The 21696-nt window shown below is 64.6% G+C and carries 24 protein-coding genes; 14 read left to right on the top strand and 10 right to left on the bottom strand.

Annotated elements, in window-relative coordinates; translation table 11 throughout:
* Window positions 1-6 precede the first annotated feature (6 nt).
* Window positions 7-441, top strand: a complete 435-nt coding sequence (locus GC148_RS02610) for a DUF1801 domain-containing protein (protein ID WP_291068473.1) — start codon at window positions 7-9, stop codon at window positions 439-441.
* Between the two features lie 4 nt (window positions 442-445).
* On the opposite strand, the gene hemB is transcribed toward GC148_RS02610, so the two are convergent.
* Entirely contained in the window at window positions 446-1441 is a 996-nt protein-coding gene (hemB, locus tag GC148_RS02605) for a porphobilinogen synthase (RefSeq protein ID WP_291068472.1), read from the bottom strand.
* Between the two features lie 29 nt (window positions 1442-1470).
* Window positions 1471-2016: a GNAT family N-acetyltransferase gene (locus GC148_RS02600; protein ID WP_291068471.1), complete on the bottom strand. Its 546-nt coding sequence runs from the start codon at window positions 2014-2016 to the stop codon at window positions 1471-1473.
* A 58-nt stretch (window positions 2017-2074) separates the two neighbouring features.
* Between GC148_RS02600 and GC148_RS02595 the strand changes: the two genes are divergently transcribed.
* A complete protein-coding gene (locus GC148_RS02595; protein WP_291068470.1) occupies window positions 2075-3214 on the top strand; it encodes an acyl-CoA dehydrogenase family protein in 1140 nt (379 codons plus the stop codon).
* A 55-nt stretch (window positions 3215-3269) separates the two neighbouring features.
* Here GC148_RS02595 and GC148_RS02590 read toward each other — a convergent pair whose 3' ends face one another.
* Window positions 3270-4118, bottom strand: a complete 849-nt coding sequence (locus GC148_RS02590; protein ID WP_291068469.1) for an SDR family NAD(P)-dependent oxidoreductase — start codon at window positions 4116-4118, stop codon at window positions 3270-3272.
* A gap of 121 nt (window positions 4119-4239) precedes the next feature.
* Here GC148_RS02590 and GC148_RS02585 point away from each other — a divergent pair, with 121 nt between their 5' ends.
* The 3 genes from GC148_RS02585 to GC148_RS02575 all read left to right on the top strand — a co-directional run bounded on the left by GC148_RS02585 (window position 4240) and on the right by GC148_RS02575 (window position 6171).
* Window positions 4240-4629 carry a globin gene (locus tag GC148_RS02585; protein ID WP_291068468.1) on the top strand — a complete coding sequence of 130 codons (390 nt, stop codon included), beginning with the start codon at window positions 4240-4242 and terminating at the stop codon, window positions 4627-4629.
* Window positions 4630-4699: 70 nt separating this feature from the next.
* A complete protein-coding gene (locus GC148_RS02580; RefSeq protein ID WP_291068467.1) occupies window positions 4700-5257 on the top strand; it encodes a cytochrome b in 558 nt (185 codons plus the stop codon).
* Window positions 5258-5331: 74 nt separating this feature from the next.
* Window positions 5332-6171 (top strand): TauD/TfdA family dioxygenase, encoded by an 840-nt coding sequence (locus GC148_RS02575; RefSeq protein WP_291068466.1) that lies wholly within the window; start codon window positions 5332-5334, stop codon window positions 6169-6171.
* 16 nt (window positions 6172-6187) lie between these two features.
* On the opposite strand, the gene GC148_RS02570 is transcribed toward GC148_RS02575, so the two are convergent.
* Window positions 6188-6475, bottom strand: coding sequence for a PilZ domain-containing protein (locus GC148_RS02570; RefSeq protein ID WP_291068465.1), 288 nt, complete (start codon window positions 6473-6475; stop codon window positions 6188-6190).
* A gap of 154 nt (window positions 6476-6629) precedes the next feature.
* On the opposite strand from GC148_RS02570, the gene GC148_RS02565 reads away from it, so the two are divergent.
* The 4 genes from GC148_RS02565 (at window position 6630) to GC148_RS02550 (ending at window position 9732) form a co-directional block, all read left to right on the top strand.
* A complete protein-coding gene (locus GC148_RS02565) occupies window positions 6630-7694 on the top strand; it encodes an enoyl-CoA hydratase/isomerase family protein (RefSeq protein ID WP_291068464.1) in 1065 nt (354 codons plus the stop codon).
* A gap of 69 nt (window positions 7695-7763) precedes the next feature.
* Complete coding sequence (locus tag GC148_RS02560) at window positions 7764-8456, top strand: DUF805 domain-containing protein (protein WP_291068463.1); 693 nt, start codon at window positions 7764-7766, stop codon at window positions 8454-8456.
* A 148-nt stretch (window positions 8457-8604) separates the two neighbouring features.
* Window positions 8605-9099: a MarR family transcriptional regulator gene (locus GC148_RS02555; RefSeq protein ID WP_291068462.1), complete on the top strand. Its 495-nt coding sequence runs from the start codon at window positions 8605-8607 to the stop codon at window positions 9097-9099.
* Window positions 9100-9222: 123 nt separating this feature from the next.
* Window positions 9223-9732: a DUF1543 domain-containing protein gene (locus tag GC148_RS02550; protein WP_291068461.1), complete on the top strand. Its 510-nt coding sequence runs from the start codon at window positions 9223-9225 to the stop codon at window positions 9730-9732.
* 903 nt (window positions 9733-10635) lie between these two features.
* Here the strand turns inward: GC148_RS02550 and GC148_RS02545 are convergent.
* Complete coding sequence (locus GC148_RS02545; RefSeq protein WP_291068460.1) at window positions 10636-11181, bottom strand: cytochrome c family protein; 546 nt, start codon at window positions 11179-11181, stop codon at window positions 10636-10638.
* Between the two features lie 175 nt (window positions 11182-11356).
* Between GC148_RS02545 and GC148_RS02540 the strand changes: the two genes are divergently transcribed.
* Genes GC148_RS02540 through GC148_RS02530 form a run of 3 tightly spaced genes read left to right on the top strand, consistent with a single transcriptional unit; the run spans window position 11357 to window position 15074 of the window.
* Window positions 11357-12424 carry a 2OG-Fe(II) oxygenase gene (locus GC148_RS02540; RefSeq protein ID WP_291068459.1) on the top strand — a complete coding sequence of 356 codons (1068 nt, stop codon included), beginning with the start codon at window positions 11357-11359 and terminating at the stop codon, window positions 12422-12424.
* Between the two features lie 56 nt (window positions 12425-12480).
* A complete protein-coding gene (gene mutL / locus GC148_RS02535; protein ID WP_291068458.1) occupies window positions 12481-14322 on the top strand; it encodes a DNA mismatch repair endonuclease MutL in 1842 nt (613 codons plus the stop codon).
* 5 nt (window positions 14323-14327) lie between these two features.
* Window positions 14328-15074, top strand: a complete 747-nt coding sequence (locus GC148_RS02530; RefSeq protein ID WP_291068457.1) for an HAD-IA family hydrolase — start codon at window positions 14328-14330, stop codon at window positions 15072-15074.
* On the opposite strand, the gene GC148_RS02525 is transcribed toward GC148_RS02530, so the two are convergent.
* The 5 genes from GC148_RS02525 to xseA all read right to left on the bottom strand — a co-directional run bounded on the left by GC148_RS02525 (window position 14983) and on the right by xseA (window position 20334).
* On the bottom strand, window positions 14983-15333 hold the full coding sequence (locus tag GC148_RS02525; RefSeq protein ID WP_291068456.1) for a hypothetical protein: 351 nt from the start codon (window positions 15331-15333) through the stop codon (window positions 14983-14985). The genes GC148_RS02530 and GC148_RS02525 overlap by 92 nt on opposite strands.
* A 65-nt stretch (window positions 15334-15398) precedes the next feature.
* Window positions 15399-16769, bottom strand: coding sequence for an endonuclease/exonuclease/phosphatase family protein (locus tag GC148_RS02520; protein ID WP_291068455.1), 1371 nt, complete (start codon window positions 16767-16769; stop codon window positions 15399-15401).
* Between the two features lie 95 nt (window positions 16770-16864).
* Window positions 16865-18271 carry an FAD-binding oxidoreductase gene (locus tag GC148_RS02515; protein WP_291068454.1) on the bottom strand — a complete coding sequence of 469 codons (1407 nt, stop codon included), beginning with the start codon at window positions 18269-18271 and terminating at the stop codon, window positions 16865-16867.
* Between the two features lie 64 nt (window positions 18272-18335).
* Window positions 18336-18935, bottom strand: coding sequence for an FMN-binding negative transcriptional regulator (locus GC148_RS02510; protein WP_291068453.1), 600 nt, complete (start codon window positions 18933-18935; stop codon window positions 18336-18338).
* A 4-nt stretch (window positions 18936-18939) separates the two neighbouring features.
* Complete coding sequence (gene xseA / locus GC148_RS02505; RefSeq protein ID WP_291068452.1) at window positions 18940-20334, bottom strand: exodeoxyribonuclease VII large subunit; 1395 nt, start codon at window positions 20332-20334, stop codon at window positions 18940-18942.
* A 218-nt stretch (window positions 20335-20552) separates the two neighbouring features.
* Here xseA and GC148_RS02500 point away from each other — a divergent pair, with 218 nt between their 5' ends.
* Together GC148_RS02500 and GC148_RS02495 are read left to right on the top strand one after the other, a co-directional pair.
* A complete protein-coding gene (locus tag GC148_RS02500) occupies window positions 20553-21395 on the top strand; it encodes a class I SAM-dependent methyltransferase (protein WP_291068451.1) in 843 nt (280 codons plus the stop codon).
* Window positions 21396-21410: 15 nt separating this feature from the next.
* Window positions 21411-21668, top strand: a complete 258-nt coding sequence (locus tag GC148_RS02495) for a hypothetical protein (RefSeq protein ID WP_291068450.1) — start codon at window positions 21411-21413, stop codon at window positions 21666-21668.
* Window positions 21669-21696: the final 28 nt, after the last annotated feature.

Genomic DNA, 21696 nt, shown 5'->3' with positions numbered 1-21696 from the left:
GACAACATGGCCAAGACCGAACCGAAGACGAAGCAGACGGCGGTTTCGCCGCGCGATTTCATTGCGGCGATGGAGGATGGTCCGCGCAAGCGCGACGCCGAAAAACTGCTGCCCTGGATGGAGAAAGTTACGGGCCTGAAGGCCTGTATGTGGGGGCCGAGTATCATCGGCTTCGGCCGGTATCACTACAAGTACGAAAGCGGCCGCGCCGGCGACATGTGCATGACCGGCTTCAGCCCGCGCAAGGCCAACATGGTGATCTACATCCTGCCGGGGTATCTCGACCTGAAGGACAAGCTGGCGCGCCTCGGCAAACACAAGACCGGCCAGAGCTGCCTCTACATCAACAAGCTCGCCGATGTGGACATGGATGTGCTGCAGGAGATTGTAGAATTCGGTCTCGCGCACGTGCGCAAGAATTACCAGACCTCGGACAAATAAATCCCTAGCCCAACTTCTCCGCCGCGCGTTCTGCAAAGTAGGTGATCACGCCAGCGGCGCCTGCGCGCTTGAAGCAGACGAGGGTTTCCATCATCACGCGGTCGCCGTCGATCCAGCCGTTCTGGGCGGCGGCCATGATCTGTGCGTATTCGCCCGAGACCTGATACGCCAGCGTCGGCACGCCGAAAGTCGATGAGACGCGCTGCACCACATCGAGATAGGGTAGGCCCGGCTTGACCATCACCATGTCGGCGCCCTCTGCGAGATCGAGTGCCACTTCGCGCAGCGCTTCGTCCGTGTTCGAAGGATCCTGCTGGTAGGTTTTCTTGTCGCCCTTCAGCGCCGCCGCCGAGCCGATGGCTTCGCGGTAGGGGCCGTAGAAGCCGCTGGCATACTTGGCGGCGTAGGCAAGGATCATCGCGTTGGTGAAGCCTTCTTCCTCGAAGGCCGACCGGATTGCGCCGATGCGCCCGTCCATCATGTCCGATGGCGCCACCACATCCGCGCCCGCGCCGACGTGCGCCAGCGCCTGGGTCACCAGCCGCTCCACCGTCGCATCGTTCGGGATCGTGCCATCCTCGTCCAGCAGGCCGTCATGGCCGTGGCTGGTATAGGCGTCCAGCGCAACGTCTGTGATCAGACCGACCTCCGGCGCGGCATCCTTCATCGCCTTCAGCGCGCGCGGGACGAGGCCGTCCGGCGACAGCGCGCCAGTGCCCTCGGCGTCCTTGCCCTCCGGCCCGATATACGGGAACAGCGCAATCGCAGGTATGCCCAGCGTCTTGGCGCGCTTGGCGGCCAGCGCCGCTTCCTTCACGCTGAGGCGGTCCACGCCGGGCAGGGCGGCGACCGGTACACGGCCCTCGCCATCATGCACGAACACCGCCCAGACAAGGTCGGCCGGGGTCAGCACGTTTTCAGCGGTCAGCGAACGCACCCAGGGCGCCTGGCGCAGGCGCCGCATCCGGGTGGCAGGGAAGGCTTGGGGAAACTGGGTCATGCCCCCCTTTTGCGATAATTCCCCGGCGCTCACAACCAGCCGGAACGCCGCGCCATGAAGCAGCGCTTGTCCACGTCCAGGCCCTTCTCGGCCTGGATGCCCTCAAGTTCCAGCATCCACGCGGTCATCTTCCGGCGCGCCACCTCCCGGAAGCCCAGCGACCGGTAGAACGGCCCATTCCAGGCCACGTCCCGGAAGGTGGACAGGGTTACCGATTTCAGCCTCCGGTCCCGGGCATCCCTGACCACCCGGCGCACCAGCGCCGCGCCAAGGCCCTTGCGGCCATGGGCCGGGTCCACGCTGATCTGGTCGAGATAGAGCGATCCGTCCCGCACCGAAGTCAGCGCAAAGCCCACCGGCTTGCCCTTCCGGTCGCGCGCCGCAAACACGTGCCCGGCCGGAATCGCCGCCCCGTACACATCGGCCGGCACGAAGTCGTCTTCCTCGCTCTCGGGCAGCAGCCCTGTGCCCGCAAACAGCTGTCCGGAGGCGAGATCCACGGCGATCAGGGCCGGGATTTCGTCCACCGCCGCGCCCGAAATCCAGTACCCCTCAGGAAGGCGTCGCATTGACATCAAGGGGGGCTCCGTCGCAATTCGGGGCCAGACTTAATTGCATAAGGGCGCGGTGCCAATGAGCCTCATGTTTGATGACGAACGCGTGATGATCCGCGACATGGCGCGCAAGTTTGCCGAGGCGCAGCTGCTGCCGCATTCCGAAGCCTGGGACCGGGACAGCAATTTCCCGGTGGACGTGATCCGGTCGACTGCCGAGCTTGGCTTTGCCGGCATCTACGTCAAGGATGATGTCGGCGGGTCGGGCCTCACGCGCACCGATGCGGCGCTGATCTTCGAACAGCTCGCCTATGGCGACGTTTCCACGGCCGCCTTCATCTCTATCCACAACATGGCCTCCTGGATGATCGATACGTTCGGCTCCGACGCCCAGCGCAAGGCCTGGGTGCCGCGCCTCACCTCAATGGAACTGATCGCCTCCTATTGCCTCACCGAGCCGGGTTCGGGCTCCGATGCGGCAAGCCTGAAGACCAAAGCTGTCCGCGATGGCGACGACTATGTCCTCACCGGCACCAAACAGTTCATCTCCGGCGCCGGCACATCGGACTTGTACGTCCTGATGGCGCGCACGTCCGATGACGGAGCAAAAGGCGTCTCGACCTTCATTCTCGAGAAAGGCATGAAGGGCCTCTCCTTCGGTGCGAACGAGCGCAAGATGGGTTGGAAGAGCCAGCCGACGGCGCAGGTGATCCTCGACGAGGTGCGCGTGCCCGCCGCCAACCGGATCGGCGAGGAAGGCCACGGCTTCAAGTTCGCCATGGCGGGCCTTGATGGCGGCCGTCTCAACATCGCGGCCTGCGCCCTCGGCGGCGCCCAGCTCGCACTCGACAAGGCCGTCGCCTATGCGCAGGACCGCAAGCAGTTCGGCAAGGCCATCGCCGATTTCCAGTCCGTCCAGTTCAAGCTGGCCGACATGGAAACCGAGCTTCAGGCCGCCCGTGTGATGCTGTATGAAGCCGCGGGCCGGCTCGACGGTAAGACACCGGACGCTACCCGCTGGTGCGCCATGGCGAAGCGTTTCGTCACAGACACGGCCTTCAAGGTCGCCAACGATGCGCTCCAGATCCACGGCGGCTACGGCTACCTGGCCGATTACCACGTCGAACGTATCGTCCGTGACCTGAGGGTCCACCAGATCCTCGAAGGCACGAACGAGATCATGCGCGTCATCATCAGCCGGGACATGCTGAAGGGCTGAAACGGCGTTCCACGCCTCTCCCTTCAGGAGAGGCGTAGCCTTTAGCCGGACGCGTCTAATGCCGCGGCGTGCGGTCCCGGATCCGATCGAAGCCGGCCTTGATCATCGCAAAGCGGGCGTCAATGAACGGCTCGAACTGCAGGTCGGTGAAAATGTGCGGCCAGTCGCCTTCGATGGCTTCGCGCACCAGCTCGCCCACATAAAGCGGATCGATGCCATGCGCGATCGCCTCGGCCGCGCCGGCCAGAAGTTCGCTCGACACCGTGTCCGGAACCTCCGTGTTGATCTTGCCTGCAAACCGGTCTGGAATGTTGCGGGTCGACTCCATGATCTTGGTACGGATGAATCCGGGGCACAGGACCGAGACGCCGATCCCCTTCGGAGCCAGCTTCGGGCGCAGCCCTTCCGACAGCGCCACCACGCCGAACTTCGTGACGTCATAGGAGGGGTTCGTCGCTGCAATCATGCCGGCGATGGAGGCGGTCGATACGATCTGCCCGCCTTCGCCATGTCTCTCGATCAGCGGCCCGAAAATCTCGATGCCCCAGATCACCGACCAGAGGTTCACACCCATCACCCAGTTCCAGCCGGCGTCATTCCACGTGCCGTAATCGCCGCCGCCGCCCACGCCGGCATTATTGACCAGGATGTGCACCTTGCCGAAGCGTGCGATGGTTTCGTCGGCCGCGCGCTGCAGGTTGTCCTTCAACGACACGTCCGCCACCACGCCGTCCACATCGGCATTGGTGTCGCGCAGGCTCGCCACGGCCTTGTCCAGCGCGGCCTTCTCGATGTCACACATCATCACCTTTACGCCGGCCTGCGCTAGTGCAGTGGCGATGCCGAGGCCGATGCCGGATGCGGCGCCGGTCACGAATGCGGTTTTTCCTTCAAGCGATTTCATCGTGTTTCTCCCTCGGATTTTTCTGCATCCTGCGCCGCCGCGTGCGGCCTTGCAATCGCGCCTTTGTCCTGCCGCAGGGGCAGCTTTGACCGCGCCAGCCGCCTCTGCCACAACATTCAGGATGCTGCAGACGGAGATCATCCTCGATACGCTGGAGCGTGCCGGCGAGGCCTGTGCCGATCCCGCGCCGCTGATCTATGCCCGCTTGTTTCAGCTGCGCCCCGAGTTCGAGAAGCTGTTTGTCATGGACACAGATGGCGGCGTGCGCGGCTCGATGCTGGAAACCTGTTTCACCGCGATCCTCGGCCTGCTCGAAAACAGCCCTACCCAGCGGGTGATCATCTCCTCCTCGCGTTTCGCCCATGGCGGCTATGGTGTGTCCGAGGCGGATTTCGAACTCATGTTCATTGCCATTCGCGATACGTTCCGCGAACTGATCGGCGACGCATGGACGCCCGCCATGGAAGCCGCCTGGGCCGGTCTTCTCGCTGAAATCACCGCCGTTCAATAAGCTCTGGCGCGCAGGCTGACGCTCCGTTACCCTCCGGCAATCCGCTCGGGCTGCACAGGGATATGCTTCGATGACCGACTCTAACACAGCTACCTATGGCGGCATCTCCCGCCTCAATCACTGGATCGTCGCGCTCTGTGTGCTCGGCATGTTGGCAGTTGGCTTCTATCTCGAGTTCGGCGGCCTGACGCGCGAAGCCAAGGGCCCGATCATGGCACTGCACAAGGCCACCGGCACCGTGCTGCTTCTGGTCATTCTATGGCGCGTCGTCTGGCGCATCCGGCAGGGCTTCCCGGCGCCGGCACCCGGCGTGGCTGGCTGGCAGGTACTGGCGTCCAAGGTCACCCATTGGGGCCTTCTGGTCATGATGCTGGTGATGCCGCTGTCGGGTGTTTCCATGTCCTTGCTGGGCGGACGCCCGATCAGCATCTATGGGCTCTTCACCATCCCTCCGGTCGCCAAGATCGAAGCGGTGGGCGAGATCACCCATGAAGTGCATGAATATGGCGCCTGGATCCTCGCCATTCTTGTTGCACTGCACATCGCTGCGGCCATCAAGCATCTGGTCATCGACAAGGACGGCGTTCTGGCGCGCATGACGACCGGCAAGGCCATCGACGCCGCCTGATTGCCAGCGGCCCGGTCGCCGGATTATGCTGACTTATTGAAACCTGCCATCAAGTGCGGGCCGGGAGGAAAACCATGCAGCTTACCCCGCTTCCGGGTGCGGGCGCCGAGATCAACGGCATCGATATCCGCCAGATGTCCCACGCCGAATTCGCGGCCGTCCAGGCCGCCTATGCACACTATGGCGTCGTGTTCTTCCGCGACCAGTCGCTCAGTGAAGACGATCACATCGCCTTTGCCCGCCGCTTCGGTCCGATCAACATCAACCGCTTCTTCCTCGCGCATGAGCGCTATCCGGAAATCGCGCTGGTGCTGAAGGAGAAGGAACAGAAAACCAATATCGGCGGCGGCTGGCACACGGACCACTCCTACGACGTCGAGCCCGCCATGGGCTCCGTTCTGGTCGCGCGGCAATTGCCCGATACCGGCGGCGACACCTGGTTTGCCTCCATGTACACCGCCTACGACACGCTCGACGAACCGACAAAGAGAGAGATCGCCCGCCTGCGCGCGGTCCATTCCGCCAAGCACATCTTCGGCTCGGGCTCGGACAATTATTACAAGGCCAATGACGATACCGGCCCGCGCATCGGCAACGCCGCCGCGGCCGACGTGCTCGAAGATGTCAGCCATCCCGTGGTCATCACCCACCCGCTCAGCGGCCGCAAGGCGCTCTACGTCAATCCCGCCTTCACCACACGGATTGTGGGGTACACGGACGAGCAGTCCAACGCGCTGCTCATGCGCCTCTACGCGCAAGCCATGAAGCCGGACCACGCGCACAGGTTCAAATGGCGCGACGGTTCCGTCGCCTTCTGGGACAACCGGTCAACCTGGCACTGGGCGATGAATGATTATCACGGCGAACGCCGCCTGATGCACCGGATCACGATCGAGGGCTGCGCCCTCAACTGATCCGCCGCCCGCCGGCTCAGCCGAGCAGGAACTCGACGCCGATCTCGAGGCCGCATTCCCAACGCTTCACGCACTGGCGCGGATGCTTGAACTGCGGCAGGCGCAATTCGAACTCGTCCGGCAGCAGCACGCCCTCTGGCAGCGCCAACCGCGCGCCGCCCGGCGACACGTCGCGGATCTCGACATCCTGTTTCTTGAACCAGCCAATCTTGACGATTCCGCGGGCATCGACCCGCACGCGCTGGCCACGGCGGTTGATCCGGGCCACATCAAGGCGGGAATTCTGCGGTGCTAGACTGGACATGTTCGTTCCGGGTTCTGTGGAAGACAGGGCAGGAAAGGGCAGCGGTTGAGCCTTACCTTCGCATAAACACGTAAACGCTTGCCGAAACGCCTTGTTTGAAAACACAAAGCGGGCATTTACGCTTGGGTTACGATTCCACGGAGGGCGCCAGGCCATGAGCGAAGACGTATTCATCCGCCAGGAGGGCAGTGCCGGACGTATCACGCTGACGCGCCCCTCGGCCCTGCATGCCCTCAACACGCCCATGTGTGCTGCCATCCTGTCTGCCGTCCGCGCCTGGGCGGAGGACCCCGCCATCCACTATCTCTGGATCGACCATCAGGAGGGCACGCGCGGCTTCTGCGCAGGCGGCGACATCCGTATGCTCGCCGAAAGTGGGGCCGGCGACGCCGCCGAAGCGCGCGATTTCTTCCGCACCGAATACCGGATGAACGCCGCCCTCGAAGACTTTCCCAAGCCCATCCTCTCCATCATCGATGGCGTCACGATGGGCGGCGGCGTCGGCCTCTCGGTCCATGGCTCCCACCGCATCGCAACCGAGCGCACCGTGTTTGCCATGCCCGAAACCGGCATCGGCCTCTTTCCGGATGTCGGCGGCGGCTGGTTCCTGCCGCGCCTTGCCGGCGAACTCGGCACCTGGCTCGCGCTCACCGGTGCCCGCCTCAAGGGCGCTGACGTGGCCGCGGCCCGCGTCGCGACCCATTTCCTGCCGTCCGAACTTGTGCCCGCGCTGGCACGCCAGCTCCGGGACGCTGACTTCGCCGACGGCGCCGCCGAACTGCTCAATGAGATCCTCCGCCGGCTGACCCATACTGTCCCCGCCGGCAGTTTCGAAGCCCACCGCCAGACGATCGACCGCTGTTTCAGCTTTGATACGGCCGAAGCGATCCTCGCCGCGCTGGACGCCGATGGCAGCGACTGGGCCCGCACCGAAGCGGCCACCCTGCGCGCCAAGAGCCCGGAAACCGTCAAGGTCGCCCTTCGCCAACTCCGCCTCGGGAGCGAAGCGGCGACCTTCGAGGACAACATGCGCATGGAGTTCCGCATCGGCTGGCGCAAGGTGCAGAGCCGCGACTTCCTGGAAGGCGTGCGCGCCGTCATCATCGACAAGGACAACGTCCCCGTCTGGTCGCCCGCGCGTCTCGAAGACGTCACCGAAGCCGACATCGCGAAATACTTCGCTCCCCTAGGCGACGATGAGCTCAGCTTCGCGCCTTGAGGCCTGCAGCTGGACAGGCGCGCCCGCAGGCGCCGATAATGCGCCGCGAGTAATCCGGGAGAGGCGGCGATGCGCGGCGAAGTCCTGAAACCTGACGACCCCTACGGCGCCGGAGTGATCCTGGGCGAGGATGGCCGGCGCTATTATTTCACTGCGGCCCGCGTCCACAAAGGCGAAGCCCTGAAGGCCGGCAGCCGAGTAGACTTCATTGGGCTCGGCGAAGACGCCCGCGACATCTATCCGCTCGGCCCGCCGGGCGCATCCGTCTCGTCCCCGGCGCCAGCCTCCGTGCTGTCCGCGCCCATCAACTTTGCGCCCGTCGGCCCCGCCAAGGGCGATGGCATGTTCAAATACTATTTCCGGGCGGTGACGCGGAACTACTTCAAGTTTACTGGTCGCGCCCGCCGTGCGGAGTATTTCTCTTTCCTCTTCATTACGCTCGTATTGCTGGTTGTCTTGACGATTGCGGATGTGATGCTCTCTGAAGCATTCGTCGGTGCAGACAATTACAATAGTGAAGAATATATCCCCATCACTTCGGGTCTTCTCTATATATACAGTCTGATCCCAAGTATGTCGGTCACAGTCCGTCGCCTGCACGACCAGGGTATGTCGGGCTGGATGTTGTTGATGAACTTCGTGCCTTATCTTGGCGGGGTCATCCTGTTCATTCTGATGTTCTTCGATTCACACCGAAACCCAAACAAACACGGGCCTAGTCCCAAGTATGGCGGCGATGAGACCGCCGACGTCTTCGCCTGATCCTGCAGCCCGTTTCGGCGCAGTAACGGTTAATGTCGGCGCGGTTTTATTAACGCTCTACTTGTTCAGCCTCAACGTACTTATCAAAATATTAGTCCTCGTGATGTAACTCTACTCAAACTACAACAAAAGTTGAGTGGTGGTGAAAATGATGATGATCGATATGCAGGACACTGCATCCAATACTATCGGCGAGTCTTTCCTGAAGTCTCTGTCTTTGCTTGAGCAGGCCCATCGCCGTCTGCACGATGTCGTCAAGGACGACCTCGAGCGCGGTGGTGAGCGGTCGCTGACCGGCGTCCAGGCCCTTCTCCTGTACGAGATCGGCGACGGTGAAGCTCCAGCGTCCGTCCTCCGCGCCCGCGGCGCCTTTGCCGGCACCAGCCTCTCGTACAACGTCAAGAAACTGCAGGAAGGCGGTTACCTGATCCAGACCCGTTCGGAAGACGACAAGCGCACCGTTACGCTTCGCCTCACCGATCGCGGCAAGAAGGTCCGGGCCCGCGTCGAGAAACTGTTCGAGAAGCAGGCGACTGCCCTCGAGCCGACCGCCAGCGTCCGCGCTGACGATCTCTCGCAGCTCAACAAGACGATCTCGCGTCTCGAGCGCTTCTGGTCTGACCAGATCCGTTACCGCCTCTGATTTCCGGCGCCCTGTTACCAGCGCCTCTGGCCGTCAAGCCTGAGGCGCTGCGCAGCCGGTGAAGTTTGGCTTGCGCTTGCGCCGGGGCCGCGTCACATGTGGGACGGGCAGGGAGGCAATGTCATGAAACTCTTCGCCGTTTTCGTCGGCGGCAATCACGCCCGCGCGAACATCGAACTGCACGACCTGCGCTTCCTTGCGGCCGAAAGCATCGAGGCCAGCATCCCGCAGCTGCGCGCCGCCTGGTGGGGCACGCCGTCCTCGCTGCACATCGATGGCTATGCCGAACTCACCCATGTCGACGGTCATCGGATCGACATCGCGCTGGGCCCTGCGCCCACCGCGCCGGACTTGTCGCTCTGGTTCGTCAATGTCGGCGGCTATGCGTCCGATCTTTTCGGCGAACAGCACACCTATCATTTCATGGTCGGCGCCACGAAATCCGAAATCTGGACACGCGCCCGCCAGCTGACGCCGGACTGGACGAGCCGCCACAAGGACAATCTCAGCGCAGTCGATGATGTCCTCGAAGTGAATACAATTCTGGGCACGGACGGACTCCACATCCGCATCGGCGACCCTATCCCCGGCGCCCCCGGCCCGCGCATCCTCTCCCACTACATGCCGCTCTGACGCGCCCAGCGCCAAATCCCCAGCCTCTCCTCTGCCGCTCATCCCGGCGCAAGCCGGTATCCAGCCCTTGCGCAACAAAATCCGGAGGCCCGAAAGAGGAAATGCGTAGCACCGCCAAGCGCTTGTAAAATAGTTCAGCGCCGCGAACGCACCCCCTCCGCAGACGGAGGAATAATTGGTGCATGATCCCGCTGCGCGCCCTTCGAGCCAACCCGCACTATGCCGACCTGTTCGACTATGTGCCGGGGCTACTGTGGCCGACCCTCTGGTAGCAGCTGAATGCCATGATCTTCTGGATGCGGGATTAGACCATCACCGATGTCTGTTTCCAGACCAACTGGTGGGGCTTCATCACTATCCGCTTTGCCACGCAGGCTGATAACCCCAGCCTCGACAAACCCATCCCCCGCATCTTTCGTGACCTGTCCGGACTATGAGGCCTTCGACCGCGATGCCTACCGGCTCACCCTGCGCCGCAAGCTGCTCGAGCGCGGCCACTGGACGTTCGGTGCCGAAGCCGGCCCGGTCTATTGCAACACGTCGACCGGCTTCACCGCCTGCGAGGGATTCGGATTTGAAACCCGCGGGGGCCTTGGCTATTCCGGCATGCAAAAGGGCCGGCCCTGCGACGTCTTCACCGGCGCAGCCGATATCCATCAGGACGACGGCTGCGCGCGCACCCGCGTGGAGATCGGCTACGGATCGGACCTCACGCGCCGCATCTTCCAGACCCACCAAGTCTGGATCGAGGGCGCCCATGCGTCAGCCGACTCGGTCAAGCTTAAAACCAGATCGGCATTCAATTCGACAACGTCGATGTGTCGCTCGGCTACCGGGAAGAGCTCGGCGGCCAGTTCGACGTACAAGCCGTGCTCGTCGCCCTCGTCGCGCGGTGCAAGCGGGTTACTCCGCCGCCGGATTCTCTGCTGTTGTCTCCGGGGCGACATAGCCCGTCTTGGCCATCAGGTAGGCGATGACGGCGTTCCGGTCTTCGGGCTTGCGCACGCCCGAGAAGCTCATCCGGTTGCCCGGGACGAAGGTGCGGGGATTGGCCAGCCAGTGGTCAAGCTGCTCCGGTGTCCAGATGAAGGTCTCGGCTTTCAGCGCGGGCGAATAGTCGAAGCCCTCTGCAGTGGCGACCTGCCGGCCGAACAGGCCGTAGAGGTTGGGGCCGACCAGGTTGCCGGCGCCCTCGGCCGTGAGGTGACAGGACTGGCAGAGCTTGAAGGTGCGGTTGCCGGCGGCGTAGCTCGCCGTGTTGTAGGGGGCCGGCAGGCCGGCGAACTCAACGCTCGGTTCCGCCGGCGCCGCAGCGGGCGAGGGCGTTGCGGCAGCAGCCGCCGGAGCAGCGGCCTTCTGTGCCTCGGCCGGTGCTTCGGCCGGCCCTCCACAGGCGGCAAGGGTCAGGAATGCGAGGGTCGACAGGCAGGAGCTGGTGAGAGTGCGCATGACGATGAAGTCTCCTTGAACTGAAGCGCGCACTGTCGCCCCTCCGGCTATCAAACTCAACCGCTGGCGGGTGCGGCATGACGATGCCCCGGCCCGGTGTGACCCAAGTGTTTGTCCCCGCGGGAACTGGCTGTTATCAACAGCCAAAGCTTCATTTCTCCAAGGACCCCTGATCATGACTGACACCACCGCCGCTGGCCCTTCGCCAGCCGAACTCGCGAGCAAGGCAGAGGCCGGCGATACGGAGGCCGCCCTATTCCTGGCGCGGGTATTGCTGAGCCAGGGAAAGATGGAGGAAAGTTTCAACTGGATCCTGAAGGCCGCCAAAGATGGCCACCCCGTGGCTGCGACCGAGCTCGGCCTGCGTCTGATCGTCGGAAATGGCGCGCCGACCGACCCGATTGTCGGCATCAAGTGGATTGATGCAGCAGTGAAGGCGGGCTTCCCCGAAGCCGTCCGCTGGCGCGCCCTATTCCTGGCTGCCGGGATTGGCAGCCCGTTCAACTTCGCGGCCGCGCTCAACATGCTCGAGGCGGCCGCCCAGAGCGGCGAGCCGCTGGCTCAGGCTCAGTTGCAATGTATCCAGGCGAGCGGCATCGTGGACGATTCCTCGCTCAATGCGTTCCTCAACCCGCCCGCGCCGCTCCTATTCTCGGAGTCGCCCTGGGTTACAGCCGCCGAACACATCCTGCCGGAGCCGATGTGCAATTGGTGGATCGCAGCCGCTTCGACCCGCCTTCAGAAGGCGCGCATCCATGACGCCGACGCGGGCGGGCGCCGAGAAGATTCGATGCGGACCAATTCCGGGGCCGGGTTCGGTATCCTGCAGACCGATGTCGTGATGCAGCTCTGCCTCGCCCGCATCGCTGTAGCGACCGGGCGTCCGCGCAGCTGGCAGGAAGCGCCTAACGTGCTCCACTATGCGGTCGGGCAAGAGTATGCGCTGCATTATGACTTTCTCGATCCCGAGAACCCGCACTTCGCAGAAGGCCTGGCAAAATATGGCCAGCGCCGCACCACTGCGCTTATCTATCTCAACGAGAACTTCATGGAGGGGCAGACATGGTTCGACGCGATCCAGAAACATGCACGCACCCCGACGGGCGGCATGCTGGCCTTCGATAACGTGCTGAATGACGGCTCGCCCGACAAGCGGACCTTGCATGCGGGACTGCCCGTGACCGAGGGCGAGAAATGGCTGCTGTCGATCTGGATCCGCGACCGCGATCAACCCGTCATCTAACTCGCGTGCGGGCAGGGCGGGACATCCGGTCCGGCAGGGGTTAGACTGAACAGCTGATGGCTGATTCTGTGCGCCCCCGACCTGTGATCCTCCGGCTGCCGCCGGATGTCGTGAACCGCATCGCCGCCGGTGAAGTGGTGGAGCGGCCCGCAGCGGCGGTGAAGGAGCTTGTGGAAAACGCGCTCGATGCCGGCGCACGCAGCATTGCAGTGGCGATCGAAGGGGGCGGACTCAAGCGCATCACGGTCGAGGATGACGGCTGCGGCCTGTCGGCGGATGACTTGGCCGTCGCGCTGGAGCGTCACGCCACGTCCAAGCTGGTGCCGGATGCGGACGGGCGGGTGGACCTGCTGAACATCCACACGATGGGCTTTCGCGGCGAGGCGCTGCCCTCGATCGCCTCGGTCAGCCGGATGCGTATCGTCAGCCGCGCCGCAGGCGAGACGGCGGCCGAAATATATTCCGAGGCCGGACGGGTTGACGGGCCGAAGCCGGCCGCGTTCACCGGGCGCGGCGAGACCGGCACGCGCATCGACGTGGAAGACCTGTTCCATGCCACACCGGCCCGCCTCAAGTTCATGCGCGGCGAACGCGCCGAGGCGCTGGCGGTTACCGATGTTGTCAAGCGTCTGGGGATGGCGAATGCGGGCGTCGCCTTCACGCTGGAGAACAATGGCCGCAATGTCCTGCGCTATCCGGCTGAGCGCGACGATGAAGCCGGCCGACTGGGCCGGCTCGGCGCAATCATGGGCCGCGAGTTCAGCGACAATGCGATCGCCATCGATGCCGAGCGCGACGGTGCGCGGCTGCTTGGCTTTGCCGGACTGCCGACGCTGAACCGGGGTAATGCCCAAATGCAGTTTCTGTTTGTGAACGGACGGCCGGTGAAAGACCGAATGCTGACCGGCGTAGTGCGCGCGGCCTATCAAGACTTCCTGGCGCGGGACCGCCATCCCTTGTTGGCCCTGTTCGTCGAGATCGATGCAGAGGAGGTGGACGTGAACGTCCACCCGGCGAAGACCGAAGTGCGTTTCCGCGATGCGGCCGGCATCCGTGGGCTGATGATCGGCGCGCTGCGCCACAGCCTTGCGGGCGCGGGACACAGGGCCTCGACCACCGTAGCGGGCTTCGCGCTCGGCCGCGCGCAGACGGAGGAGACCCAGACAGCCGGACTGCTCTGGCAGTCGGCGCCGCCGCAGAATTATCGCCCGGTCAGCCTGCCGCGCGCCGTGTCCGAAGGGATGCGCCCGGCGTTTGAACAGGACGGCGCGCCGGCGGCCCGCATCGAGCGGGCGCCGGAACCGCCGCAGGGCGCAAGCTTCCCCCTCGGCGCGGCAAGGGCGCAGCTGCACGAGACGTACATCATCGCTCAGACGGCCGATGGTATCGTCATCGTCGATCAGCATGCCGCCCATGAGCGTCTCGTCTACGAGGCAATGAAGCGCCAGATGGCAGCCGGCGGTGTGCGCCGTCAGGCTTTGCTGATCCCTGACATCGTTGAGATGAGCGAAGACGACGCCGCGCGCGTGCTGGAACGCAGCGAGGAGCTGAGCGCGATGGGGCTCGAGATCGAAGCCTTCGGGCCGGGCGCCTTGTGCGTGCGTGCGACGCCGGCGCTGTTCGGCGAGATCGATGCCGCGGGCCTCCTGCGCGACCTCGCTGATGACTTTGCCGAGTATGGCGCAGGCCTTGCGCTCAAGGAGCGCTTCGAAGACGTAATGGGCAACATGGCGTGCCGCTCGTCGGTGCGCGCCGGACGCCGGTTGAATGCTGAAGAGATGAACGCCCTGTTGCGCGAAATGGAGGCGACGCCGCATTCCGGACAATGCAATCACGGCCGGCCGACCTATGTTGAGCTTAAGCTGTCGGATATCGAAAAGCTGTTCGGACGGCGCTGAACAGAATGCAGTTCGGAGCGCTGATCTTTGATTGCGACGGCGTGCTGGTCGATTCCGAGGCGATTGCGATCCGGCGCGAGCGCGAATTGCTTGCGGAGTGGGGGCTCGAATACGACTTCGAGACGTTTGTGTCGCGCTTTGTGGGGCTTCACAATCGGGACTTTTATCTGGCGCTGGAGGCCGACGCGGCAGAGGCTGGGCTCCGTCTGCCAGACCGGTTCGGCGCCTTGCTGCAGGCCAATAACTGGAAATATTACGAGGCGGAACTTGAACCGATTGCGGGCGTTCTGGATACGATCGCGGCTTTCTCAGGACCGCAGGCTGTTGCCTCATCCTCCGAGGCGGACAAGCTTGTCCGCAAGCTGACGATGACGGGCCTAGCCGACATGTTCACGCCGCATATCTATTCATCGGACCTCGTGAAGCATGGCAAACCTGCGCCGGACCTGTTCCTGTTGACCGCTGAGGCTTTGAAAGTTGCGCCTACTGGCTGTGTCGTCGTTGAAGACAGCGTCAACGGGGTCCTTGCGGCGCGGGCGGCCGGCATGACGGCCTGGGGCTTCACGGGCGGCGGACATGCAGATGCCGGTTTGGCTGGCCGGCTCGCGCAGGCAGGCGCGCACGCGGTCTTTTCTTCCCATCACGAAATAGCGCAGGCGCTCACTCGGCTCCGACGGTCGGTGCGTCTACGGAGGATTCGATCCGCGCGCCGGGCATGTAGCTGTAGGGCGTGCACGTGCCTTCGACGATGAAGCGCTTAACCATTCTGTATTGTTGGCCTGCTTCGGGCGGCTCTGCGAACCGCTGGAGCTCGACTTCGAACACGATCGAGGTGCCATCTTCCTGCATCAGGGCCGCGTCGTCGAATACCTGGACCACAGTGGCGGTCACTTCCTTGGAGTCGTAGCGGCACGGGCCGCCGACCATGGGGCTCATGGCGTCGGCAGGGCTCCCTGTCTGGCAGGCTGCGAGCAGCCCGGTGAGGGCAGCAGAGAACAAGGCGCGTTTCATGGAAGCTCCCGTGGGATGAACACCGGCCACACTAGCACTCGCGCGGGCACCGGCAAGATCGGGGCTCAGCGCTTTGCGGGTTTGGCCTTGCGCGGCTTGTCGGCGGCCTTGTGGGCTTCGCGCGACTTGCGCATCCGGTCCATGCCGCCGCCGGCGACCCACCAGAAGATGCGCCAGCCTTCAGCGAAGGTCATCTCGGGCGCGGGCGCCAGCGTGCCCTTCTTCTCGGGCGGGGCGACCTTGGGTGCCTTGCGGCGCTTCGACTTGCCATGCAGGGGTGCGGGCAGTTCCGGCGGCGTGTCGCTGGCCGCGTCCTCGCCGCCGGTTGTTTCGATCTGGGCTGGGGCGCCGGCCGTCTCGAAGGTGGGGTCGAGATTGTTCAGGAGGTGGGCATCGGAGAAATCGACTGCCAGCTCGACCCAAAGCGGCAGGTGATCCGATATCTGCCAGCTCAGCCAGCGCTTGGAATAGTATTCCTTGTCCTTGCCCTTGTCGCGCGGCGTACCGTCGTCGCCGAGATCGCGGTGGCGGGCTGGCAAGGCCGGCGCGTAGTGTTCGTAATGCTCGGGCCGGAAGATCGATTGCGACCAGTCGAACGCACCCGAGGACAGGAAGGTCAATTCGTCTGGCCGGGTGCGGAAGGCGATCTGGTCGTAATAGTTCGTACCGAGAAGGTTTGACGGGTACTGTTCCGGCGGCAGTTGGAACCCGGCCTTGGTCAGCGCCTGCATCGTCTCGTCGATGGGGTTCTTGATGTTGAAATCCCCGAGCAGGATATAGTTCTCGTTCTCGCGGTCGGCGCGGCCCGCCATTTCCTTGGCGAGGTATTCAATCTCCTGCACGCGGCGCTGGTAGCCATCTGAGCCTTTGCCTTCCTCGCCGAAATAGATGTGCACGGTGCAGAGTGAGAACTTGAACCAGCCCGCCTGGAAGCTGACGAGGAAGGGCGTGCGGGCGAATTGCTGCTCGCCGGGCAGGAGGGCGTGTTTGGGCAGGACGATCTCGCCAGCGATATTCCGGAAGCGGACTTTCCGGCTGTCGAAGACGAAGGCCATGCGCTCGCGGTTGCCGGAATTGCCGACCGTGACGTCGGTCGCGATGAAGTCCCAGCCGGGGCCCATCAGGCGGATCACATCCTTCAGCGGCGTGAGGTCTTCGTTGATCTCCTGGACCGCGCAGACGTCGAATGCGGAGAGGATCTCGGCGATGTAATGCAGGCTCTCGCGGCGGCGGGGGCCGTGGCGGAACTTGTTGTTGTCGAAGTCGCGGATGTTCCAGGTGCCGATGATCAGGCTGGATTTCTTGGTGCGGCGCGGCACGCCCTTGGGCGGCGCGGAGGCAAGCTGGGCGCGCAGATCCAGCAGGCGGCGCGACGTCCAGTCCCGCTCGGCGGGCGTGAACAGGCGCGGATTGCGCAGATCGGTGTACCAGACCATGCCTTTGTCCCCTCGCATTCTGCGATGGCGCGACGTTGATCAGGTTTGGTTAGCTTCGCGTTAACGCTTTGGAATATTCCATAAAAACAAGGCGGTCAAACGCTAACGACGCGGCCGGGGTTCATGATACCGAGCGGGTCGAGGGCCCGCTTGATGGCGCGCATGGTCTCGGTGGCGGCGGGCGGGCGCAGGCGCGCGAGTTCGTCGCGCTTCAGCCGGCCGACACCGTGCTCGGCCGAGATGGAGCCGCCGAAAGCCATCACCGTGTCGAACACGGTGCGGGTGACGGCGCCTTCCTGCGCCTTCAGGAAAGGTGCGCTGCCGGCCGGTTCGACCACCGAATAGTGCAGGTTGCCATCACCGACGTGGCCGAAGATCACGAAGTCCGCAGGCGGAACAACCTGGCGCACGGCGGCGTTGCAGGCCTCGATGAAATCCGGGATGCGGCTGACCGGGACGGAGATGTCCTGGTTGAGGGCGGTGCCGTAGGCGCGCTTGGACAGCGGGATCGACTCGCGGATCAGCCAGAAGGCTTTCGCCTGCGTTTCGCTGGCGGCGATGGCGGCGTCCTGCACCAGGCCGGCTTCGGCGCCAGCTTCGAGGGCGGCGGTGAGCAGGGCATCGGCCTGTTCGGCCTTTGGCTGGGAAATCTCGATCAGTACGCGCCAATCGGCATTGGCGGGCAGCGGATCGCGCGTACCCGGAATGTCGGCGGTGACCATCGATACAGCATTGGCGGGGATGATCTCGAAGCTGGTCACCGAGTCGCCGGCATGGTCGCGCACGAGCGCGAGCAGTTTCACGACATCGGCGGCGCTGGCCGCGATCACCCAGGCCGTGGCGCGCTGGACTTTCGGGAACAATTTGAAGGTCGCCGCCGTGATCAGGCCCAGCGTGCCTTCGGCGCCGGCGAAAAGGTGTTTGAGGTCATAGCCGGTATTGTTCTTGCGCAGGCCCGACAGGCCGCCCAGCACTTCGCCGGAGGGCAGCACGACTTCGAGGCCGAGGATCAGGTCGCGCATCATGCCATAGCGCAGCACCGCGACGCCGCCGGCATTGGTGGAGATCAGGCCGCCGAGCGTCGCCGTGCCTTGCGAGCCGAGCGAGAGCGGGAAGAGGCGGTTCGCCTTGTCGGCGGTCTCCTGCGCGGTGACAAGCGTGGCGCCCGCTTCGATGACCATGGAATTGTTGAACGGGTCGACCTCGCGCACGGCGTTCATGCGGGTCATCGACACGCAGATCTCGCCATGCGGCGTGCCGCCATCGACGAGGCCGGTATTGCCGCCCTGCGGGGTGATCGCGACGTGGTGGGCGGCGCACAGCTTGACCAGCGCGGCGGTCTCGACGGTGGAGGCCGGGCGGGCGAGGAAGGGCGTGTCGCCCTGGAACGTGCCGCGCCAGGGCGTGGAGGCGGCGAGCAGTTTCTCAGGATCGTCGCTCCAGCCCTTGGGGCCGAGCAGATCCTTGGCGGCGGCGAGGAAGGCGGCGGGAAGCTGGGTCATGGCCGGAGTTTACGGCGGTGCGGGGTCAAAGACGATAGGCCAAGTTGTCCGTCCTGCCGGCGTGTCAGGTATTGTGCCTGCGCATGGCGGCGGCGACCGGATGATCGCCGAGGGCTGCGATCACGCCTTCGCGCGCCTCGCTTGTCTTGTTCTGGCTGAGCTTGTTGATGCCTTCGAAGCGGATGGGCGTCAGTTCGAAGGCACGGATGCCGCACAGCATCATCTCGAAGGAGCCCGGGTCCATCTTGGCACGGGTCCAGGGCGGCTTGGGCAGCAGGCCGGCTTCGAAATGGGCGGAGACGTCATCCAGGAAGGCAGCGGCGTCGGCCGGGCCCGGCGTGCCCTCGGCTTCGACGGAGAGATAATTCCAGGTGGGCACCTGGTTGGGCACGGGGCCATACCAGTCGGGCGAGATGTAAGCGTCCGGGCCGGTGAAAACGATCAGCGCGGCAGCGCCGGCTTCGAGGCGGCGGGTGAGCGGATTGTGCGCAGACAGATGAAAGCGCAGGCGCACCGCGCCGCCGTCCAGCGTCGTGAGCACGGGCGAATGCGCGGCGAGCGGGGCGACCTCTCCGTTGGCGCAGATGAGGCCCAGCGGATAGGCGCGGATGCGCGCAACAAGGATTGCCGGATCGGATTCGCGAAAGAGCGGTGCGGGGTGCATGGCGTCAGAACAAGCTGCCCTGGCTGCCGGGTTTCTTCGGCGGGGCCTTTGGTTTCGGAGGCGGCGCGGCGCTACCGGCCGGTGCGGCCGTGACATCGCCGTCGGCAAAGGTGACCTTGAACTGATCCGCGCCCGCCGCAATCGCGGCCGAGCGGATGAGGCGGCCTTCGTTGTCGCGCACGAGGGCATAGCCGCGCTTCAGTGTGGCCTGGTAGGACAGCGTCTCCAGCATCTTGGCTTCGGCGGCGAGCGCGGTGCGGCGCTTGTCGATCAGTCGCCAAAGGGCCGGGCGCGCGCGCACCGCGACGTCGCGCAGGCGCTGGCGGCCCTGGCGGATCTCGGCGTTCAGCATGGCGGGCGACAGCTGCAGGCGGGAGAGTTTGAGGCGCGCCTTCTGGGTGAGCGCGAGCGCGGCCTTTGGAAGGTTTGCGCTCGCAAAGTCCAGCCGCTGACGCGCCGGCTGCAGCAGTATTTCGGCGCGCGGCAGGCGGGCGGCGGTGAGCTTGTCGCGGGCACGCGTGAGGCCGCGCGCGAGGGCTCGCTTCAGGCGCTGGCCGCTCTCGTCTACGTTCAGCAACAAGTCTGTGCGGACTGGCACCGCAATCTCGGCGGCGCCCGTGGGCGTGGGCGCGCGCTGGTCCGAGACATAGTCGATCAGCGTTGTGTCGGTCTCGTGGCCCACGGCAGAGATCAGCGGGATCTCGCTCTCGAAGGCGGCGCGCACGACGATCTCCTCATTGAACGGCCATAGGTCCTCGATCGAGCCGCCGCCGCGCGCCACGATCAGTACGTCCGGCCGGTCGGCGCCGGTCATGGCGTTGAAGCCGCGGATGCCGGCGGTGACCTGCTCGGCTGCGCGCTCGCCCTGCACGAGGGCTGGCCACACGATCACGCGTACCGGGAAGCGGTCGCGGATCCTGTGGAGGATGTCGCGGATCACCGCGCCGGTGGGCGAGGTGATCACGCCGATGGTGCGGGGAAGGTAGGGCAATTTTTTCTTGTGCTTCGGATCGAAGAGACCTTCGGCGGCGAGCTTCTTCTTGCGTTCCTCCAGCAGCTGCATCAGCGCGCCCGCGCCGGCGGGGCGCATCGAGCTTGCGATCAGCTGGTAGGCGGAGCGGCCCTCATAGGTCGACAAGCGCCCGGTCGCGATGACTTCGAGACCTTCCTCGGGACGGAAAGTCAGACGCTCGGCCTGTCCGCGCCACATGATCGTGTTGAGAACGGCCTTGTCGTCTTTCAGGTCGGCATACATGTGGCCGGACTTGGCGATGATCACACGGCCGAGCTCGCCGCGCACGACGACATGGTCATAGTTGGTCTCGATCGTCCGCTTCAGGCTGGCGGCGAGTTCGGAGACGGACTGGGCGTGGTCGTTGGAGACGGGCGTATCGGGCATGGAAGGGTTTTGGACAGGGTTGGCCCCGGCTGCAAGGGGCTCGATCCGCTGCGGTCGGGCTTTAGGAATGGCCCCTGTGTTCATTGGAAAAAACGCCAAGGTTCAGAATCTGTAGTGATTTGGTTCATTCGCTGAACTATCCGGCGAATGCCGCCCCAAGTATCGACCCCTCATCGCACGAGGGCCACACGCCCGGTGCCCAACAAAAAGGGACGACCATGTCACAAAATGCAAACACCGCTGAACTCAGCCCGAACCAGATGCTCTGGGAGAAGGGCGACTTCACCCGCATCGCAGCCTCCATGCGCGACAGCGGCGAGAAACTTGTCAAAGCGATCGGCGTCGGGCCGGGCCAGAAGGTGCTCGACCTCGGTTGCGGCGATGGCACGACGGCGCTGCCGTCAGCCCGGCTGGGCGCCGAGGTTCTGGGTGTCGACATCGCCCGTAATCTCGTCGAGGCCGGCAACCGCCGCGCGGCCGATGCGGGCCTCTTCAACTTGCGTTTCCAGCACGGTGACGCGTCAAACCTGACCGGCGTTGCCTCCAGCCAGTTCGACAAGGTGATCAGCATCTTTGGCGCCATGTTTGCGCCGAATCCGGAGAATGTTGCCCGGGAAATGGTCCGCGTGACCAAGCCGGGCCGGCAGGTCGTGATGGGCAACTGGATCCCCGGTGATCCCACACTGGTCGCGCAGATCCTGAAGACCAGCGCCGCCTATTCGCCGCCGCCGCCCGAAGGGTTCGTCAGCCCGGTGCGCTGGGGTGTCGAGGCCGATGTGCGCGCCCGGTTCACGGGCGCCGGCGTGCCGGACGCCGCCATCCGCTGCGAGCCGGAAACCTACGTGTTCGACCATGCTGGCACGCCCGCGGATTTCGTGGCCGAGTTCCGGGATCATTACGGGCCGACGATGAACGCCTTCGCTGCCGCCAACGCAAATGGCAAGGCCGCAGACCTGGAACGGGAACTGATCGACCTGTTCGAAAGCCAGAACACCAGCCGCGCCGCAGGACGCACCGTCATCCCGGCAACGTTCCTGCGTGTGACGGTTCAGGTCGGCTGACGAAATGCCGGCGGCGTGTTGCGACCGCGCAGCGCGCCGCATTCGGAGGCGGGCAAGGCCTTCATCCCGTTCGAACGGTTTGGCGACGGCGCCTATGTCGGCTCGTTCGACGTGCCCGAGGCCACGATCGCGTTCTACGAGTCGATCATCCTGGGCTGGATTGCAGCGGCGGAGCTCACCGTGGCGGGCCCGATGCAGGAGGGGGGCTGGAGCAATGGCGACCCCTCCCGCGAACTCCAGGACGTGCTGCTGCTGCGCCGAACCGGCGCCTGAAGCGCATTTCGGGCTTGAACTTGCGCGC

It is taken from the genome of Hyphomonas sp. (assembly GCF_016125515.1).
GTDB lineage: Bacteria > Pseudomonadota > Alphaproteobacteria > Caulobacterales > Hyphomonadaceae > Hyphomonas.
This window is presented reverse-complemented; position numbering and strand designations above follow the sequence as displayed.

Bases quoted from the DNA above. Each gene is read 5' to 3' on its own strand.
- GC148_RS02610 (WP_291068473.1), top strand. From the start codon at position 7: ATGGCCAAGACCGAACCGAAGACGAAGCAGACGGCGGTTTCGCCGCGC.
- hemB (WP_291068472.1), bottom strand. From the start codon at position 1,441: ATGACCCAGTTTCCCCAAGCCTTCCCTGCCACCCGGATGCGGCGCCTG.
- GC148_RS02600 (WP_291068471.1), bottom strand. From the start codon at position 2,016: ATGTCAATGCGACGCCTTCCTGAGGGGTACTGGATTTCGGGCGCGGCG.
- GC148_RS02595 (WP_291068470.1), top strand. From the start codon at position 2,075: ATGAGCCTCATGTTTGATGACGAACGCGTGATGATCCGCGACATGGCG.
- GC148_RS02590 (WP_291068469.1), bottom strand. From the start codon at position 4,118: ATGAAATCGCTTGAAGGAAAAACCGCATTCGTGACCGGCGCCGCATCC.
- GC148_RS02585 (WP_291068468.1), top strand. From the start codon at position 4,240: ATGCTGCAGACGGAGATCATCCTCGATACGCTGGAGCGTGCCGGCGAG.
- GC148_RS02580 (WP_291068467.1), top strand. From the start codon at position 4,700: ATGACCGACTCTAACACAGCTACCTATGGCGGCATCTCCCGCCTCAAT.
- GC148_RS02575 (WP_291068466.1), top strand. From the start codon at position 5,332: ATGCAGCTTACCCCGCTTCCGGGTGCGGGCGCCGAGATCAACGGCATC.
- GC148_RS02570 (WP_291068465.1), bottom strand. From the start codon at position 6,475: ATGTCCAGTCTAGCACCGCAGAATTCCCGCCTTGATGTGGCCCGGATC.
- GC148_RS02565 (WP_291068464.1), top strand. From the start codon at position 6,630: ATGAGCGAAGACGTATTCATCCGCCAGGAGGGCAGTGCCGGACGTATC.
- GC148_RS02560 (WP_291068463.1), top strand. From the start codon at position 7,764: ATGCGCGGCGAAGTCCTGAAACCTGACGACCCCTACGGCGCCGGAGTG.
- GC148_RS02555 (WP_291068462.1), top strand. From the start codon at position 8,605: ATGATGATGATCGATATGCAGGACACTGCATCCAATACTATCGGCGAG.
- GC148_RS02550 (WP_291068461.1), top strand. From the start codon at position 9,223: ATGAAACTCTTCGCCGTTTTCGTCGGCGGCAATCACGCCCGCGCGAAC.
- GC148_RS02545 (WP_291068460.1), bottom strand. From the start codon at position 11,181: ATGCGCACTCTCACCAGCTCCTGCCTGTCGACCCTCGCATTCCTGACC.
- GC148_RS02540 (WP_291068459.1), top strand. From the start codon at position 11,357: ATGACTGACACCACCGCCGCTGGCCCTTCGCCAGCCGAACTCGCGAGC.
- mutL (WP_291068458.1), top strand. From the start codon at position 12,481: ATGGCTGATTCTGTGCGCCCCCGACCTGTGATCCTCCGGCTGCCGCCG.
- GC148_RS02530 (WP_291068457.1), top strand. From the start codon at position 14,328: ATGCAGTTCGGAGCGCTGATCTTTGATTGCGACGGCGTGCTGGTCGAT.
- GC148_RS02525 (WP_291068456.1), bottom strand. From the start codon at position 15,333: ATGAAACGCGCCTTGTTCTCTGCTGCCCTCACCGGGCTGCTCGCAGCC.
- GC148_RS02520 (WP_291068455.1), bottom strand. From the start codon at position 16,769: ATGGTCTGGTACACCGATCTGCGCAATCCGCGCCTGTTCACGCCCGCC.
- GC148_RS02515 (WP_291068454.1), bottom strand. From the start codon at position 18,271: ATGACCCAGCTTCCCGCCGCCTTCCTCGCCGCCGCCAAGGATCTGCTC.
- GC148_RS02510 (WP_291068453.1), bottom strand. From the start codon at position 18,935: ATGCACCCCGCACCGCTCTTTCGCGAATCCGATCCGGCAATCCTTGTT.
- xseA (WP_291068452.1), bottom strand. From the start codon at position 20,334: ATGCCCGATACGCCCGTCTCCAACGACCACGCCCAGTCCGTCTCCGAA.
- GC148_RS02500 (WP_291068451.1), top strand. From the start codon at position 20,553: ATGTCACAAAATGCAAACACCGCTGAACTCAGCCCGAACCAGATGCTC.